Source organism: Gluconobacter sp. OJA, from assembly GCF_039638325.1.
Lineage (GTDB): Bacteria > Pseudomonadota > Alphaproteobacteria > Acetobacterales > Acetobacteraceae > Gluconobacter > Gluconobacter cerinus.
This window is the reverse complement of record NZ_JBDIWI010000002.1, coordinates 171,033-185,554: the sequence shown is the minus strand read 5'-3', so window position 1 is coordinate 185,554 and position 14,522 is coordinate 171,033. Positions and strand designations below refer to the sequence as shown.

Genomic DNA, 14,522 nt, shown 5'->3' with positions numbered 1-14,522 from the left:
TAAAGTCACAGCTGTTCCGAAATATGTACGGGAGTTCTATGATCGTTCCCGTATCAGGAGGCAGCCATGGCGGACATGACAGATCTGTTCGGGACAAATCCCGGACCTGCGGGGCGTGAGCCGCCGTTCCTTGGGAACACGCAGTCTGCTCGGCAGCCTTCACCGCCCCGCCCTATTGAGGCGCCAAAAATACCCGCTCGTCCGCCTTCACGGACGCAGCCCCTCGCAGATCGTCTACGCCCGAAAACTCTGGAAGAGGTGCGCGGCCAGGATCATCTGCTGGGGCCAGAAGGTACTCTGACGCGAATGCTTGCGCGGGGCACATTGTCCAGCCTCATCCTGTGGGGTGGGCCTGGTTGCGGCAAAACGACCATTGCGCGCCTGTTGGCAGGCAAAGCCAATCTTCATTATGCACAGATTTCGGCTGTTTTTTCTGGTGTTGCTGAACTGCGCAAAGCCTTTGAAGAGGCGGATCGGCGTCAGGAAGTAACAGGCCGTGGCACGTTGCTTTTCGTGGATGAAATCCATCGGTTCAACCGGGCGCAGCAGGATGGATTCCTGCCGTATGTCGAGCGCGGGACGGTCGTGCTGGTGGGGGCGACGACAGAGAATCCGTCTTTTGCACTGAATGCCGCGCTTTTATCCCGATGTCAGGTTCTGGTGCTAAACCGGCTGGACGATGCCAGTCTGGAAGCGCTGCTGACGCATGCGGAAAAAGACGTAGGCCATCGCCTGCCGCTGGATCGGGAAGCACGTGCCAGCCTTCGGGCAATGGCGGATGGCGATGGACGCTACCTGTTGAACATGGTGGAGCAGCTGGTTGTTCTGGACCCTGACAGGGAACTGACCCCGAAAGATCTGGCGGCTATCCTGTCCCGACGGGCCATTCTGTATGACCGTGACCGGGAAGAGCATTACAATCTCATTTCTGCACTGCACAAATCCCTGCGGGGGAGTGATCCGGATGCAGGGCTGTACTGGTTCGCCCGGATGCTCGAAGGTGGCGAAGATCCGCGGTATATTGCCCGACGCCTGACCCGGTTTGCAGCGGAAGACGTCGGGCAGGCGGACCCGAACGCTCTACCGATGGCCGTAGCCGCCTGGCAGACTTACGAGCGGCTGGGATCGCCGGAAGGTGAGCTGGCTCTGGCGCAGGTCGTGGTTCATCTGGCGACGGCGCCCAAGTCGAATGCGGTGTATATGGCTTACAAGGCTGCGCGGAAGCTGGCCCGTGAGACGGGAAGCCGCATGCCGCCGTCTCATATTCTCAATGCCCCGACAACGTTGATGAAAGACATTGGCTACGGGAAGGGCTACGAGTACGACCATGATTCCGAAGACGCATTTTCGGGACAGAATTATTTCCCGGAGGGCATGGAGCGGGTCTCGCTCTATCAGCCGACAGACCGGGGTTACGAGGGCCGTATCAGAAAACTTCTGGACATACGGGCCGCCAAAAGGGCATCCCGCGATCCATGAAAGTTTCCAACCGCATTGTAACCGAAGACGAAGCCGATCTGCGCCTCGATCGCTGGTTCAGACGTCACTACCCCAATCTCACTCAGGGCGCGCTCCAGAAGCTGTGCCGTAAAGGCCAGATCCGCGTTGATGGTGGCCGGGTCCAGAGTAACGCACGTCTTGCTCCTGGGCAGAGCGTGCGTATTCCGCCGCTGCCGGACATGACCCGTCAGGCCCCGCTGCCGCCGCCAGATCCGATGCTGGTGCGCGAAATCGAGAAGATGGTGATCTATCAGGATGATCATCTTCTGGTGCTGGACAAGCCATCCGGTCTGGCTACGCAAGGTGGCCCGGGTATCACCAAGCATGTGGACATGATGCTGGACGGCTTGCGCAAGGAAGACGAAGACCGTCCGCGCCTTGTGCACCGGATTGACCGGGATACGTCTGGTATTCTCCTGATTGCGCGTACGCCTGGTGTCGCTGCCAAACTGGCAGCAGCATTCCGTGGGCGTGATGTTGGCAAGACCTACTGGGCGATTGTTGTCGGCCGTCCGGCGCAGGCGTCTGGGATTATTGACCAGCCTCTGGCCAAGATCGGTGCAGGCGGTGCTGCGCTTGTCGTGGCGGCATCCCGCGGTGAAGAAGATGCGGTTTCTGCCAAGAGCGAATACGAAACGATCGACGCTGCGGGAAAGAAGTTCTCCTGGCTAGGCCTGTCTCCACTGACAGGACGGACGCATCAGCTTCGTGTGCATTGTGAGTCTCTGGGCACGCCGATTGTGGGTGATCCGCGCTACGGTGGGAAAACGGCTCATCCGGAAGGCTTTATCGACAAGCTGCATCTGCATGCCCGTCAGCTGGATATTCCGCATCCGGCCGGTGGTCGTCTGATCGTGACGGCACCACTGCCGCCGCATATGCGTGAAACGTTCCGTTCACTTGGGTTCGTGCCGGGCGATACACCTGCGCCGAAGCGCATCAAGGGAAGCAGAGGGCCTGCAAAATGAGGAAACTCACTGGCGCGCTCATCGGGGTCATCGTTGCCTTCGTGGGCGTCAGCATTGCTGCATATGAGCTGATTGATCAGGATGCGCTGCGCCAGCGTGTGGCCGAGGCTCTGAAAAAAGAGACGGGCCTTTCGATGGTGGTGAAAAGCTCCACCATCCAGATCCTGCCATGGCCGTCTTTCGAGGCGCGCAATCTGGTGTTGCAGCGCCCGGGCCAGGCTCCGGTGTTTCAGGCCAGGACCGTGCATGCAGGTCTTTCCGTTCTGGCGCTTCTTCACCGCGAGGTCCGCTTTCAGGATTTCGTAGTGGATGGCGCCACGCTCTCCCTGGAGCGCGATGCGGACGGGAATGCCAACTGGACGTTCAGTCAGCCATCGCGTTCAGACGCAGGCGGCGCAGAGGCCCCGTTGCCGGTTCGACAGCATGTTGGTGAGCGCGTGCAGGCTCACTGGGATCTTTCTCTGGATGCGCTGCATCTGACGAACAGCGCAGTGAGCTGGCGCGATCAGGCTCAGAAAATGAGCGGTAGCTTCCAGATTGGCACGATGGATCTGGCTGGTCTGCGAAGCCAAAGCCCTTGGATCAATTTGCAGGGGAGCCACGGCGGAACCCCCTTCACGGTGCAGGGGCATGTGGGTGATCTGGCCCTTCTGCGCTCTGGCGCAAAGCCATGGACTTTCAGTCTGGGTTCAACGCTTGGAACGGATGCCAAGCGTGACTGGCTGAATGTGGACGGTCAGATTCATGATGCATCGAATCTGCGCGGCCTCGTTCTGACTGCGCAGGGAGAATGGCCTAATCTGCAGGATGCTCATCGCCTGTTTCCTCATGCCAGCTTGCCTGACATGCGTGGACTTGGTGGAGACATCACGGTGCAGGGTGATGCCGGGCAAGTGGCGAATGCGACCTGGACCGAAAAGGCGCGGACCTTACTGGCGAGTCTGGCACCCAGTCGCATCCATCTGCATGTTGCGGGTCTGACGGTTCGTGGAACAGCGGTCAGTAATCTGCATCTTGATGCCGATGCCGCATCTGCGCCGCTTTCGGTGGCCGCAGATGTGCTGTGGCGCGATACGGGTTGGAGAATCCTTGGTAAAGCCGGGACCCTCGAACAGGTTGATCTCGCAAGACGTGATCATTTCCATACGGAAGTGCCTGTTGAGGCTGAACTGCGGTCCATGCCGCTATCTCTGTCCACCGCGTTGAATGTTGAAGGCGCGACGCCGCCCATTAACGCTCAGGATGATGCCAAAGTCACGGTCTCCGGCACTGTAGGAGCCGAGAAGAGTCATCTTGTGGTGCAGGGCGGGGCCAAGGCGCTTCATCTGCCGCGCGTTCTTTTGCATGACGTTTCATTTCAGGGCACGGTCAGCAGTAAAGGGCTGAGTGAAGCCACGCTTGATGATATGGCTTTCAAGAGCCGCGAAGCAGACTTCGATGGCGCCCTTCATCTTCTGACTGATGAAAACTCCACACCGCTCCTCAACGGGCATCTGCATGCAACCCAGCTTGATCTGGATGCGCTGAGAGATGTCTGGCTGAAGGATGTGAAAGCAACTGCTCAGCAGCCTGCGAAAGCTCCGCCTGCGACTATTCCAGGAGCGACGGGGACCGTAGAAAAAGCAGCGACACAGCCCGTTCAGATGCAGGATCAGTCTTCTGTTCCCGCCGTGTCTGACGCTGGTGTTGTGGAAAGCGCGGCTGTGCCTTCATGGGTCAAGCGTCTGCGAGCCCAGGACCTTGACCTTCATCTGACGCTCGACCGGGTTGTGTTCTATGGACATGACTACACCAACCTTGCCACGCACCTGACCCTGTCAGATGGTCATCTGCGCCTTGAGCCGATTTCCGGGCAAGGGCAGGGGCTGACCCTGTCGGGACAGGCGGATCTGGATGCATCTCATCTGCCGGTCACAACTCATTTGACGTTCCAGCCTTTGGTACTCCCGATCGGTCTTCTGGAAGAGGGGCTGGGGCTGCCATTGCTGCTTCAGGGGCCAGTCCAGCTTGTGGGGGAAGTGTCGGGTCAGGGCCAGACGGCCGAGGATTTGCGGCAGTCTTTGAGCGGGCATCTGGGCGTCTCCATGGTGGACGGGAAAGTGGACAGCCAGATCCTGGGCCGCATTGCTGGCCCAGGCGCGGATTCCCTTCTGGGAAGCGGAGTGCGGCCACTGCGTTGTATCGGTCTGCACATGGCGCTTGCCAACGATACGGCCACGCTGGACACGATTGGGCTCCAGTCTGGCCGGTTCTCTACGGCTGGGCATGGTGAGGTCCGTCTGGGATCGCAGGAAATCCAGTTGCATCTCGTGCCCAGTATTGACTTCGAAGGTGCCGGTGCTTCCACCCCTGTTATCGTAACGGGCACCTTGTCTGCGCCACAGGCGAAGCAGGACAGGGATGCCGGTGGCCGATTCCAGCTTTCGATTGGTGGGGAAGCGCCGGCTGATCCCTGCACAGCCGCGCTTGCGGCTGCCCGTGAAGGGCAGGGTGGACCGCCGCCGTCCGAGCAGTCTCATCATCACAACAAAGCGGGTGACATTCTGCGCGCGCTGGGAGTTCTCCATTGAGCAGCCGCAAACGATTCTGGCAGAGCGTTTCAGTTGGGGAGCGCGACGGGCTGTTCTCTCCTGAGTTGGACGGACGGCCCATCCGTCTTCCTCAGGGAACTGTACTGGCCGTTGCCTCGCAGTCCCTGGCGCAGGCGATTGCGGCAGAATGGGAGGCTATTCCAAAGGATGCCTCCTTTACGCCTGAACAGCTTTCCATGACCCGCGTTGCCGGAACCATGATCGAGCGGATTCGCCCGGATCTAATTGAGGCGCGGGAAGCGCTTCTACGGTTGGGTCTGGATGACGGGCTCTGCTATCGCAAAGGTCCTGCCGACTCGACAGTGGAGCGCGTCTTTGCCTGGCTGGCGACGCAGGGCATTCGTCCGGAAGTAACAGACGGGCTTATGCCTGTAACGCAGTCTGGCGATTACGTGACGGGGCTGGAGCGTCTGCTATCCCGGCAGGGAGAAGCGGAGCTCGCGGCCCTAGGGGTGCTGACACAGTGTTTTGGAAGTCTGCTGCTATCTCTGGCGCTGCTTTACGACGCGATCAGCTTGGAAGAGGCGGTTTTTGTCGCGAATGCTGATGAACGGCAGCAACTTCTGGTCTGGGGACAGGACGATGAGCTGATTCGCATCATGGCAATTCGGGAAAAAGATGCTGCGGAAACCGTTCAGTTTCTAAAGTTGGCCCAAAACACCTGATTTCCCGGTTTAGGGCATGATCTTGCCATAATCGGGGCGCATCTGGCGCTGTGACAGAACGAGATGATTAGTGACTGGCTTCCACAGGGAGTTATGGCGCAGTTTCCGCTCTGTCCTGCAATGTCAGAGTCGAGGAAGATATGTCGGTATCCGTCAGTCGTCCCATGCGTCACATGGGTAAACGTCTTGTAGCAAAGTGCTCCATGGGGGCATGGTTTCTGCTTGCCGCTACGCCGATTATTGTCGTGGTCTGCGCTATCCACGGTTGAAGCGCCATGAACTGGGCCTGAGAACCTGTCAGGCCTGTCGCTTTTGTTAGTGCGACAAGAAAAAAGCCCACTCTCCCCTATGAAGAATGGGCTCTGGAATTTTCCTGGAAAGTAAACCTGGACGCTCAGGCGTCTCCGTTATCCGGCACCATAATGCTGACGGCAGCTGTTGCTGCAATCCCTTCCTCACGGCCTGTGAAGCCAAGGCGTTCCGATGTGGTGGCCTTCACAGAGATACGGCTGACATTCACCTGTAGCAGCTCTGCCAGACGGTCCTGCATCGCCTTGGCATGAGGGCCGATTTTCGGGCGCTCGCAGATCAGAGTGATGTCCGCGTTGACGAGGAAGCCACCACGGGCACGGATACGTTCGCCAGCGTGGATGAGGAAGCGGGCGGAATCCATATCCTTCCACTCGTTGTCAGTCGGCGGGAAATGACGGCCAATGTCGCCCTCAGCCAGCGCGCCATAAATGGCGTCACAGAGCGTATGGATGCCGACATCGGCGTCTGAATGACCGGCCAGACCCTTCGTATGGGGAACTTCAATACCGCAGAGGATCAGCTTGCGGCCTTCCTCAAATGCGTGGACGTCATAGCCAAGCCCAACGCGGGGCAGCAGGTTGCCGTCGATTACACCTTCAAGACGCATCAGATCCTCCGCAACTGTCAGTTTGATATTGTTGTCCGAGCCCTGAACGATTGCGACCGGGTGGCCTGCATGTTCCAGCAATGCGGCATCATCCGTGCGGCGGGCATCACGTTGGGTTCGGTGAAGTTCGAGCAGGGTCGGGAAGTGAAAGCCCTGCGGGGTCTGTGCGCGCCACAGGCCTTCACGGGAGACGGTATCGACAATGATACCGTTTTCCACTTTCTTGATTGTATCGCTGACCGCAACGGCAGGGATAACACCGGCATGTGTTTTCAGCGCTTCAATGACGTTCTGAACCACCTCGGGCGGCACGCAGGGGCGTGCGCCGTCATGGACAAGCACCAGATCCGGGGGCTCTGCCAGATTAGCGAGCGTTTCCAGTCCGTTGCGTACACTGTCATGGCGCTCTGCGCCGCCTGATACGGGCGGCAGAACATTCAGGCCGGCCAGACTGTCAGCCAGTAGTGGGTCATCTCCTACGGGAAGCAGGATGTCCACGTGTGGAAGCAGAGCTTCAGCGGCACGGCGGATGACGGGTTTTCCCCGCAGCATCCGGAATTGCTTGCTGGAGCCCTCACCCTCGGGCGAGCCAGCTGCAAAGCGCCGGCCACGACCGGCGGCGAGAAGAAGGGCAGCAATACGCATGCGGGCAGGAATGGGCTGCCGGGCGCGCAACGTCAAGGGTAGGTGTCAGGAGTTAGTGCAGCAGCCCGGCTTCGTGGGGGCTGTCGAGGCTGAACGTGGGGATATGCACGTCAAAGCGCTGGCCTGAAACCGGCTCGAGCATGTGGTACGTGCCGCGCATGAAACCGCTTGGCGTGGTGAGCATGGCGCCAGACGTATAATCATACTGGTCTTTCGAACCGATGATGGGCTGTTCTCCAACAACGCCATCTCCGTGAACGTGCTCAGTCCGTCCAAGACCATCCACAATTTCCCAACTCCGGGAAATCAGCTGGAAGGTGTCCTTCCGACCATTTTCAATGCAGATATGATACGCCCACGCAAAGCGGTGGTCTTCCGGCTGGGACTGGTCGTCCAGCCAGAACGTACGGACGGTTACGGTCACGTCGTCCGTTATCTGGCTGAAACGGGGGGCGTTTTCCATGGCTTCGGCCATTGCCGCTTCAGGATCAGCCAGGAGATGGGGTTGGGATGACTTGTCAGGCATAACGCCATTCTAATGTCATCCCGCGCCTTTGTCAGGAAAACTTATTTTGCAGCGTGAGCAGCAGCGGCACCGGCGGTGACGTCTGCAATCAGATCGGCTGCATCTTCCAGACCAACGGAAAGACGAATCACGCCGTCGGTAATGCCCAGACGTGCGCGTTCATCTTCGCCAACACGCATATGCGTCGTGGTTGCCGGATGCGTGGCCAGACTGCGGGCGTCACCCAGGTTGTTGGAAATTGCGATGAGACCGAAAGCGTTGAGGCATGCGAAAGCACCGGCCTTCCCGTTCTCGACTTCGAAAGCGACGAGAGATCCACCGTTGCTCATTTGCTTCTGAGCAAGTTCATGCTGCGGGTGATCGCTACGGCCTGGATAGCGGACATTCACGACGCCCGGCAGGCCAGCGAGCGCATCTGCGACATCTGCAGCATTGCGTGCCATGGCTTCGGTCCGGAGCTTGAGAGTTTCCAGCCCCTTCAGCAGTACCCATGCATTGAACGGAGACAGCGCGTTACCCGTGTTGCGGGTGAAGGGCTGGAGGGTCTCCTTGATCCATTTGTCGCTGCCCAGAACAGCGCCACCTAGGACACGGCCCTGACCATCAATGTGCTTCGTGCAGGAATACAGCACGACGTCAGCACCGAGCTTGAGGGGAGACTGTCCGATGGGGGATGCGAACACATTGTCCACCATCAGCAGCGCGCCTGCCTTGTGAGCAAGGTCTGCGATGCGCTGGATATCGAGAACGTCCAGCATTGGGTTGGACGGGCTTTCGATCAGAACAGCGGCTGTCGGGCGGGACAGCGCGCGCTCCCATGCCTCATAGTCATCACCATCGACCAGTTCCGTCTCAATGCCGTAGCGCGGGAGCAGGCTGGTGACGATCCAGTAACAGGACCCAAAGATGGCGCGGGATGCGACGACGCGCTCCCCAGTCTTCACATGGGCCAGAAGAGCTGAAGAAACGGCACCCATGCCTGTAGAGGTCGCGATGCAGGCTTCAGCCCCTTCGAACAGAGCGAGACGCTCCTGCAACGTGTCGACAGTAGGGTTGCCGAAGCGGGAATACTGGAAGTGCTCCACGTCACCCGTAAACGTCGCTGCAGCCTGTTCGGCGCTGTCGTAGACAAAGCCCGATGTCAGGAAGATGGCTTCGGACGTTTCACCGAATTCAGTGCGGTTCGGTGCGTCGTGCAGGAGACGGGTAGCAGTACGCCAGTTTTCTGAAGACATAGATCAGTCCCTCCATAAGGTTTCCACCCGGATAGGCGGAAAGCATGTGGCGGGCCGTGGAAGTCCTGGGAAATCTTGAATGGAAAACCGCAGGGCCTCTTTAGCGCAGTTATTTATCCTCGCCGCAAGCCGGCCGCTCAAATCACGAGGATGAAACGGTCTTTATGGCCATTTCACGAGCGGACTATGGGCCGAGGAGTGGTTTTGCGTCAACACCCCTTCGGCATGGATTGCAGAGGCGCAAAGGGGGGGATATAAGCAGCGACGTCGCGGGTGTAGTTCAATGGTAGAACGGCAGCTTCCCAAGCTGCATACGAGGGTTCGATTCCCTTCACCCGCTCCAGACTTTCCTGAAAATTATTAGTTCGGCCCGTTCATTTTGGGCATGGGTGGCGCGCTGAGCGTGTCCTGATACTCGTTGCCGTCCCAGATCCACTTGTCGTTCTTGCCAACGAGAAGGTCATGCATGCCTTTATGGCGTGTGGGGAGAACGGAAATATCGCCGTTCACGGAATCCAGAACTGTTTTCCAGCTGTCGTTGTGGCGCAGATAGACGGATGTGGTGCAGCCAGCAGACCCACAGAGCCGGGCTGACTGAAGCTGAACGAACAGGGCTTCGTCATTCTTCCCAGCAGAGAGCGGGGCAGAGCCGACGAGCACGACCGGCTGATCGTGATGCTTGGCGGCATCTTCCAGATCGTCCGTGTTCAGTTTGCGGGCATCGATATCAAGCTGCGTGCCGGGATGGGCAGACAGGATGACCGGTGCGGCCCCTGCGCTGACGGCATTTGCCTGACGCGTGTGATGCGTCCGGTGATGCGTTGTCGCAGCGCTCACCGTAGCGGCGACCGAGAGGGCTGAGACTGTGAGCAGCGCCAGATGGCGAAGCCGGATACGGGAAAGAATCTGCTGGATCGTCATGATGTTATTCTTAACACGGAATTAAGCCTGTCGATCCATCGGAGATTTCAGGTTTATTCGTGGCGAAGGGTGATAACCAGCACATCACGATAGGCAGGTTTGTCTGCATCCTGTGGGGTGACGGCTGTAACGCCGTGGTAAACGCGATGATCGTCCACGATCGCAGCATCAAATGGCTTGGTCAGGGTGAATGAGCCCAGAAGATCTTTCTGGTCATCGTGGATCGTCGTCACACCCTGCTCAACGTTGTGGCGGCCGATCATCAGGACGAGCACCCAGTCCACGCCGTCGCGGTGCATGCCTTCCGGGGTGGGGCGCCCTTCACTGTCAGGGTTTGCTTCAATCCGGAACTGGTGAACCTCTGCATGCCACGTTTCGGGCCGTGATTCGGAGGGTGTCAGGGCATCTGCGAATCGGCCAATTGTCCGGATAGCTGCCAGCATGGCCGGATGAGTGGCAATCGCGTCTTCAATCGGCCCGAACCAGCGCTCGATGCCGCCATTGAGCAGGTTGTGATCCCGGCTCTGGTAGTGGGGCTGACTTGGTTTGCGCGTGATGTTTTCGGAACTGACCGTAAAGGTCGCATAGCGACGGCGGCGGTATCGGCCTCCATCGGCCATGTAGAGATCAAGGCCGAGGTCGTTCCAGCTGGCGGCAAAACTGTCCCAGTCTGTCAGGCCTTCGTGCTCCAGAAGCGGACGCATAGTATCCGCTTGGAGGAATTTGAAGCCCTTGTCAGACAGGACGTTTTCGACCCGCTGCATGGTCTGATCGAACGTGGAAGGCAGATGTGCGTCGGTCATGTCCGCTCACTTGGTGATGCCACGGCCCGACGGTCACATCTGTCGGGCGATTTCAGGCGCCGAGGTCTGGCTTTACGGGAGAAAGATGCTCTTTCACCGTTGTGCAAGCCGTCTTTACCAGGCCCACGATACCAGCCTGATGCTGGCGGTACAGCCCTTCGTGAATAAGGCGAGCAAACAGACCGGACACCAGACCGCCACCGAAGCTGCGATTGGCATCCAGCATGCCCCAGCCGTTATAATCGCCGAGGGCCACGACGGCGCCGCGATCATTATAGACGAATGGTGCAGGTGTCTGGCCGGCAACGATCTGCGGCAGGACGCGCCCAACATACTGGCCTTGCTGGCGGGCAGCCTGAGCCGTTGGGGCCACTGGTGCGGCGTCAATGCGGGCGCAGTCGCCAATCGCAAAGATCTTGGCGTCTTCAGTTGTCTGAAGAGTCTGTGTCACACCAAGCTGCCCTGCACGGCCGCGTTCCAGGCCATCAAAAAGGCCTGTGGCATCAGAGGCTCGAACACCGGCAGCCCAGACCCGAAGGGTCGCAGGAATTTGCTCGCCGGATTTAAGATTAAAGCCATGCTCGTCCGCGCCAACAACCATGGCGCCCGTACGCACAGAAATGCCAAGCTTTTCAAGCTGGCTGGCTGCCGCCGTGGACACGGCTTCCGGGAAGGCGGGAAGGATGCGCGGCCCGGTTTCAATCAGGACAGCATCAAGACCCGTTTTGCGAACTGACGGGCCGAGGCCGGGCGCTTCATCAATGGCTTTGCAAAGCTCGGCAGCGAGCTGAACACCCGTGGCGCCACCGCCAACAATACCCAGGCTCAGCTTCTGACCGGCTGCGCGGGCTGTCTGAAGGGCCTTGCGGAATTCGGAGTACAGAGTGTCTGCATCATTGAGGCTGTCAATGAAGCGACAGTGATCGAGAATGCCTGGAATGCCAAAATCATTGGCGCGGGAACCCAGCGCGACAACCAGATAGTCGTAGGGGAGGGTGCTCCCGTTTTCGAGCGTGACTGTCTGAGCGGTACGGTCAACGGCGGTGGGCAGGCTCTGGACAAAGCTGAAACCGAATTTTCCAGCGGTTTCTGCGAAAGGAATACAGTTGCCGTCGTGCTGCATCGTGCCTGCTGCAAATTCATGCAGGGAAGGCTTCCAGTAATGGACCGGGCTGCGGTCAACGAGTGTCACGGCTATGTTGTTTCGGCGACCAAGGGCCGTAGCAGCCTCAAGACCTCCGACACCGCCACCGAGAACAACGACACGAGTTGCAGCAGACATGGACAGTTTCCTCATACCAAGCGCCCGCCAATTGGAGCGATACCTGTGCTAACGGGAGGCGGAGGGCTGCACAACCCCCGCTCCCGCTCTCGTGTTGATCGCTCTAGCTGCGGTAAGAACCATTGATGTCGATGTAGCCATGTGTCAGGTCACACGTCCACACGCGGGCCTGTCCATCATCAAGCCCCATATCGACTGTAATTTCGATGTCCTGGCCCTTCATGTGTGCGACGACGGGGGCTTCATCGTAGTTCTCGACAACGCCGCCATCGCGCGCGATCCAGGTTCCGCCGATGGCAACGGACAGAAGGTCACGGTCTGCGGGTTCACCACTCTTGCCTACAGCCATCACGACACGGCCCCAGTTTGCATCCTCACCAGCGATGGCCGTTTTGACCAGTGGCGAGTTGGCAATTGAGAGTGCAATGCGATGTGCGGAAAGATTGGAGTCCGCACCGGTGACTTCAACGCGGATCTGCTTCGTCGCCCCTTCGCCATCCCGGACAACCAGCAGGGCAAGCTCCAGAAGCAGGTCATTCAGGGCGAGGGTAAATTCGGCGAGAGCGGGATCGTTGACGTCATCAACGGCCGGATTATCGGCCAGGCCGGTTGCGAACAGCATCAGGGTGTCTGACGTGGAGGTGTCCGAATCGACTGTGATGGAGTTGAAACTCTGCGCGCAGCCAGAGGCCAGAAGGGACTGGAGAACATTCTGAGGAAGCTTCGCGTCCGTCGCGACATAGGCCAGCATCGTGGCCATGTCGGGGGCGACCATTCCAGAACCCTTGGCAATGCCCTGAAGGCGAACCGGCTTGCCACCAATCGTCACGTCGCGACGCGCGGCCTTGGGGAAGGTATCCGTCGTCATGATGGCGCGGGCAGCCTGTGCCCAGTTCTCTTCCGAGAGGCCAGCCTGTGCGGCGGGCAGGGCCGCAATAATTCTATCCTGTGGAAGCTTTTCCCCAATGACGCCTGTCGATGAGAGAAAAACGTCCTGCGGGGGGCAGTCGAGCAGCTTGCTCACCGCGTCTGCACAGTCTTCGCAGGCCTGAATGCCGGCCCGTCCTGTGAAGACGTTGGCGTTTCCGGCATTGACCAGAAGAGCGCGCGCATAGGGAGTTGTCTGAGCCTGGCGGCACCACAGGATGGGTGCGCCAGGGCAGGCGTTCTTGGTGTAAACGCCTGCGACAATCGTGCCGGGGACAAATTCCGCGAGCATCAGGTCTGTTCGTCCCTGATAGCGGACGCCCGCGGCGACGGCGGAAAGCCGAACACCAGCAACCGTTGAAAGGTCCGGGAGAGGACGGGCCAGCGGAGAGACAGGGATCGGCTTTGCCATGGTCTTAGTCTTACTTCTTGACTGGAGCCGGTGCCGGAGCGGCCGTGACCGGCTTGCCCTGTGCGTCGAAGTGAACAACCTTCACCTGGGATTCAGCCTGCTGAACGATCTGGCGAACCTTCTCGCGGATCAGTTCCTGACGGACCTGGTCATGGATCTGGTCAAAGCTCGGGATCGGAGCCGTGCGGGAGCCCAGAACCTGGATCACGTGGTAACCGTACTGCGTATGAACCGGCGTCTGGGAAATCGTGTTTGGCTTCATGGAGAAAGCGGCTTCAGAGAAGGCCGGCAGCATGTCGCCCTTCTTGAACCAGCCCAGATCGCCACCATTGGCACCAGCGGAGCCCTTGTCCTTGGACAGCTGGCCAGCAAGCTTGGCGAAATCAGCACCCTTGTTGAGCTGGGCGATGATGTCCTTGGCCTGAGCTTCCGTCTCCACGAGGATGTGGCGAGCGTGGACTTCCTGCTCTGGCTTCTGGTTGGCGTAATGCGTCTGATAATAGTCGTGCAGGGCAGCATCCGTGATCTGCGGGCCAACCTTGGTCTCAAGATAAGCATTCTGCAGCGCGCTGTTGGCGGCGTTCTGCATGGCTTCCTTGACTTCAGGCTTGTTGGTCAGGCCTTCCTTGCCAGCGGCAATCTGGATTGCCTTCTGATCGACGAGCTGGTTGACCAGCAGCGGGATCAGCATGGACGGCTGAAGCTGACGAGCCTGCGGCGGCAGGTTGCCAGCAGCCTGCTGAACGTCACCCAAGGTAATTTTTTCGCCGTTAACGGTTGCAATCACCATGTCCGGGTTCGGAGCAGGTGCAGCAGCCGGGGCCGGAGCGGTTGCAGCAGGTGCGGCCGGAGCAGCAAATGCGAGGGGAGCCGAAACCGACGTGCCAGCCAGAAGAGCTGCACAGGCGAGAGTGGAGCGGGAAAGCCGCATGAAAATACCTCGGACCATAAAGAATAAGAAAAACCGAATGGACTGCACCATGACAAAGGCCGCTCAACCCTGCAAGTGCGCGCACCCTTACCATTCCGTCACGTAGCGGAAATGGGTATTTTGAGGGCCTTCTCTGGTCCCTCTCCATTGACCCATGGGCACACGGGTCCTATCTCCACCTGACGTGAAAATCGTCA

Annotated in this window: 13 protein-coding genes, 1 tRNA gene and 1 riboswitch; of the genes, 6 read left to right on the top strand and 8 right to left on the bottom strand. The window is 59.1% G+C overall.

What is annotated here, in order from left to right; translation table 11 throughout:
• Nucleotides 1–66 precede the first annotated feature (66 nt).
• From ABDK75_RS11265 to ABDK75_RS11245, 5 genes are all read left to right on the top strand, one after another.
• Nucleotides 67–1,479: a replication-associated recombination protein A gene (locus ABDK75_RS11265; protein WP_346005937.1), complete on the top strand. Its 1,413-nt coding sequence runs from the start codon at nucleotides 67–69 to the stop codon at nucleotides 1,477–1,479.
• Nucleotides 1,476–2,468, top strand: coding sequence for an RluA family pseudouridine synthase (locus ABDK75_RS11260; protein WP_086634390.1), 993 nt, complete (start codon nucleotides 1,476–1,478; stop codon nucleotides 2,466–2,468). Before ABDK75_RS11265 ends, ABDK75_RS11260 begins: the two co-directional genes overlap by 4 nt.
• Entirely contained in the window at nucleotides 2,465–5,038 is a 2,574-nt protein-coding gene (locus ABDK75_RS11255) for an AsmA family protein (RefSeq protein WP_346005936.1), read from the top strand. The genes ABDK75_RS11260 and ABDK75_RS11255 overlap by 4 nt, the downstream gene beginning before the upstream one ends.
• The gene (locus ABDK75_RS11250) at nucleotides 5,035–5,724 is read left to right on the top strand and encodes an ATP12 family protein (RefSeq protein ID WP_339405697.1); all 690 of its coding nucleotides are present in this window, start codon (nucleotides 5,035–5,037) and stop codon (nucleotides 5,722–5,724) included. The genes ABDK75_RS11255 and ABDK75_RS11250 overlap by 4 nt, the downstream gene beginning before the upstream one ends.
• A gap of 140 nt (nucleotides 5,725–5,864) precedes the next feature.
• The gene (locus ABDK75_RS11245; protein WP_255376441.1) at nucleotides 5,865–5,993 is read left to right on the top strand and encodes a hypothetical protein; all 129 of its coding nucleotides are present in this window, start codon (nucleotides 5,865–5,867) and stop codon (nucleotides 5,991–5,993) included.
• A 125-nt stretch (nucleotides 5,994–6,118) separates the two neighbouring features.
• On the opposite strand, the gene ABDK75_RS11240 is transcribed toward ABDK75_RS11245, so the two are convergent.
• The 3 genes from ABDK75_RS11240 to metZ are packed head-to-tail and all read right to left on the bottom strand — an operon-like array spanning nucleotide 6,119 to nucleotide 9,049.
• Complete coding sequence (locus ABDK75_RS11240) at nucleotides 6,119–7,288, bottom strand: bifunctional 2-C-methyl-D-erythritol 4-phosphate cytidylyltransferase/2-C-methyl-D-erythritol 2,4-cyclodiphosphate synthase (protein ID WP_346006178.1); 1,170 nt, start codon at nucleotides 7,286–7,288, stop codon at nucleotides 6,119–6,121.
• Between the two features lie 52 nt (nucleotides 7,289–7,340).
• Complete coding sequence (apaG, locus tag ABDK75_RS11235) at nucleotides 7,341–7,814, bottom strand: Co2+/Mg2+ efflux protein ApaG (protein ID WP_086634393.1); 474 nt, start codon at nucleotides 7,812–7,814, stop codon at nucleotides 7,341–7,343.
• A 41-nt stretch (nucleotides 7,815–7,855) separates the two neighbouring features.
• Complete coding sequence (metZ, locus tag ABDK75_RS11230; RefSeq protein WP_346005935.1) at nucleotides 7,856–9,049, bottom strand: O-succinylhomoserine sulfhydrylase; 1,194 nt, start codon at nucleotides 9,047–9,049, stop codon at nucleotides 7,856–7,858.
• 79 nt (nucleotides 9,050–9,128) lie between these two features.
• Nucleotides 9,129–9,208: riboswitch (SAM riboswitch) on the bottom strand.
• Nucleotides 9,209–9,318: 110 nt separating this feature from the next.
• Between metZ and ABDK75_RS11225 the strand changes: the two genes are divergently transcribed.
• Nucleotides 9,319–9,392: transfer RNA gene (locus ABDK75_RS11225), tRNA-Gly, on the top strand.
• A 17-nt stretch (nucleotides 9,393–9,409) separates the two neighbouring features.
• Here ABDK75_RS11225 and ABDK75_RS11220 read toward each other — a convergent pair.
• The 5 genes from ABDK75_RS11220 to ABDK75_RS11200 form a co-directional block, all read right to left on the bottom strand.
• Nucleotides 9,410–9,970 carry a hypothetical protein gene (locus ABDK75_RS11220; RefSeq protein ID WP_064273848.1) on the bottom strand — a complete coding sequence of 187 codons (561 nt, stop codon included), beginning with the start codon at nucleotides 9,968–9,970 and terminating at the stop codon, nucleotides 9,410–9,412.
• Between the two features lie 53 nt (nucleotides 9,971–10,023).
• Nucleotides 10,024–10,773: a 2OG-Fe dioxygenase family protein gene (locus ABDK75_RS11215; RefSeq protein WP_211495974.1), complete on the bottom strand. Its 750-nt coding sequence runs from the start codon at nucleotides 10,771–10,773 to the stop codon at nucleotides 10,024–10,026.
• A gap of 52 nt (nucleotides 10,774–10,825) precedes the next feature.
• Nucleotides 10,826–12,055, bottom strand: a complete 1,230-nt coding sequence (locus tag ABDK75_RS11210) for an NAD(P)/FAD-dependent oxidoreductase (RefSeq protein ID WP_211495975.1) — start codon at nucleotides 12,053–12,055, stop codon at nucleotides 10,826–10,828.
• 103 nt (nucleotides 12,056–12,158) lie between these two features.
• A complete protein-coding gene (argJ, locus tag ABDK75_RS11205; protein ID WP_346005934.1) occupies nucleotides 12,159–13,394 on the bottom strand; it encodes a bifunctional glutamate N-acetyltransferase/amino-acid acetyltransferase ArgJ in 1,236 nt (411 codons plus the stop codon).
• 10 nt (nucleotides 13,395–13,404) lie between these two features.
• Nucleotides 13,405–14,325, bottom strand: coding sequence for a peptidylprolyl isomerase (locus tag ABDK75_RS11200; protein WP_099211107.1), 921 nt, complete (start codon nucleotides 14,323–14,325; stop codon nucleotides 13,405–13,407).
• Nucleotides 14,326–14,522: the final 197 nt, after the last annotated feature.

Bases quoted from the DNA above. Each gene is read 5' to 3' on its own strand.
- ABDK75_RS11215 (WP_211495974.1), bottom strand. From the start codon at position 10,773: ATGACCGACGCACATCTGCCTTCCACGTTCGATCAGACCATGCAGCGG.
- ABDK75_RS11260 (WP_086634390.1), top strand. From the start codon at position 1,476: ATGAAAGTTTCCAACCGCATTGTAACCGAAGACGAAGCCGATCTGCGC.
- argJ (WP_346005934.1), bottom strand. From the start codon at position 13,394: ATGGCAAAGCCGATCCCTGTCTCTCCGCTGGCCCGTCCTCTCCCGGAC.
- ABDK75_RS11255 (WP_346005936.1), top strand. From the start codon at position 2,465: ATGAGGAAACTCACTGGCGCGCTCATCGGGGTCATCGTTGCCTTCGTG.
- ABDK75_RS11220 (WP_064273848.1), bottom strand. From the start codon at position 9,970: ATGACGATCCAGCAGATTCTTTCCCGTATCCGGCTTCGCCATCTGGCG.
- ABDK75_RS11200 (WP_099211107.1), bottom strand. From the start codon at position 14,325: ATGCGGCTTTCCCGCTCCACTCTCGCCTGTGCAGCTCTTCTGGCTGGC.
- metZ (WP_346005935.1), bottom strand. From the start codon at position 9,049: ATGTCTTCAGAAAACTGGCGTACTGCTACCCGTCTCCTGCACGACGCA.
- ABDK75_RS11210 (WP_211495975.1), bottom strand. From the start codon at position 12,055: ATGTCTGCTGCAACTCGTGTCGTTGTTCTCGGTGGCGGTGTCGGAGGT.
- ABDK75_RS11240 (WP_346006178.1), bottom strand. From the start codon at position 7,288: ATGCGTATTGCTGCCCTTCTTCTCGCCGCCGGTCGTGGCCGGCGCTTT.
- apaG (WP_086634393.1), bottom strand. From the start codon at position 7,814: ATGCCTGACAAGTCATCCCAACCCCATCTCCTGGCTGATCCTGAAGCG.
- ABDK75_RS11245 (WP_255376441.1), top strand. From the start codon at position 5,865: ATGTCGGTATCCGTCAGTCGTCCCATGCGTCACATGGGTAAACGTCTT.
- ABDK75_RS11265 (WP_346005937.1), top strand. From the start codon at position 67: ATGGCGGACATGACAGATCTGTTCGGGACAAATCCCGGACCTGCGGGG.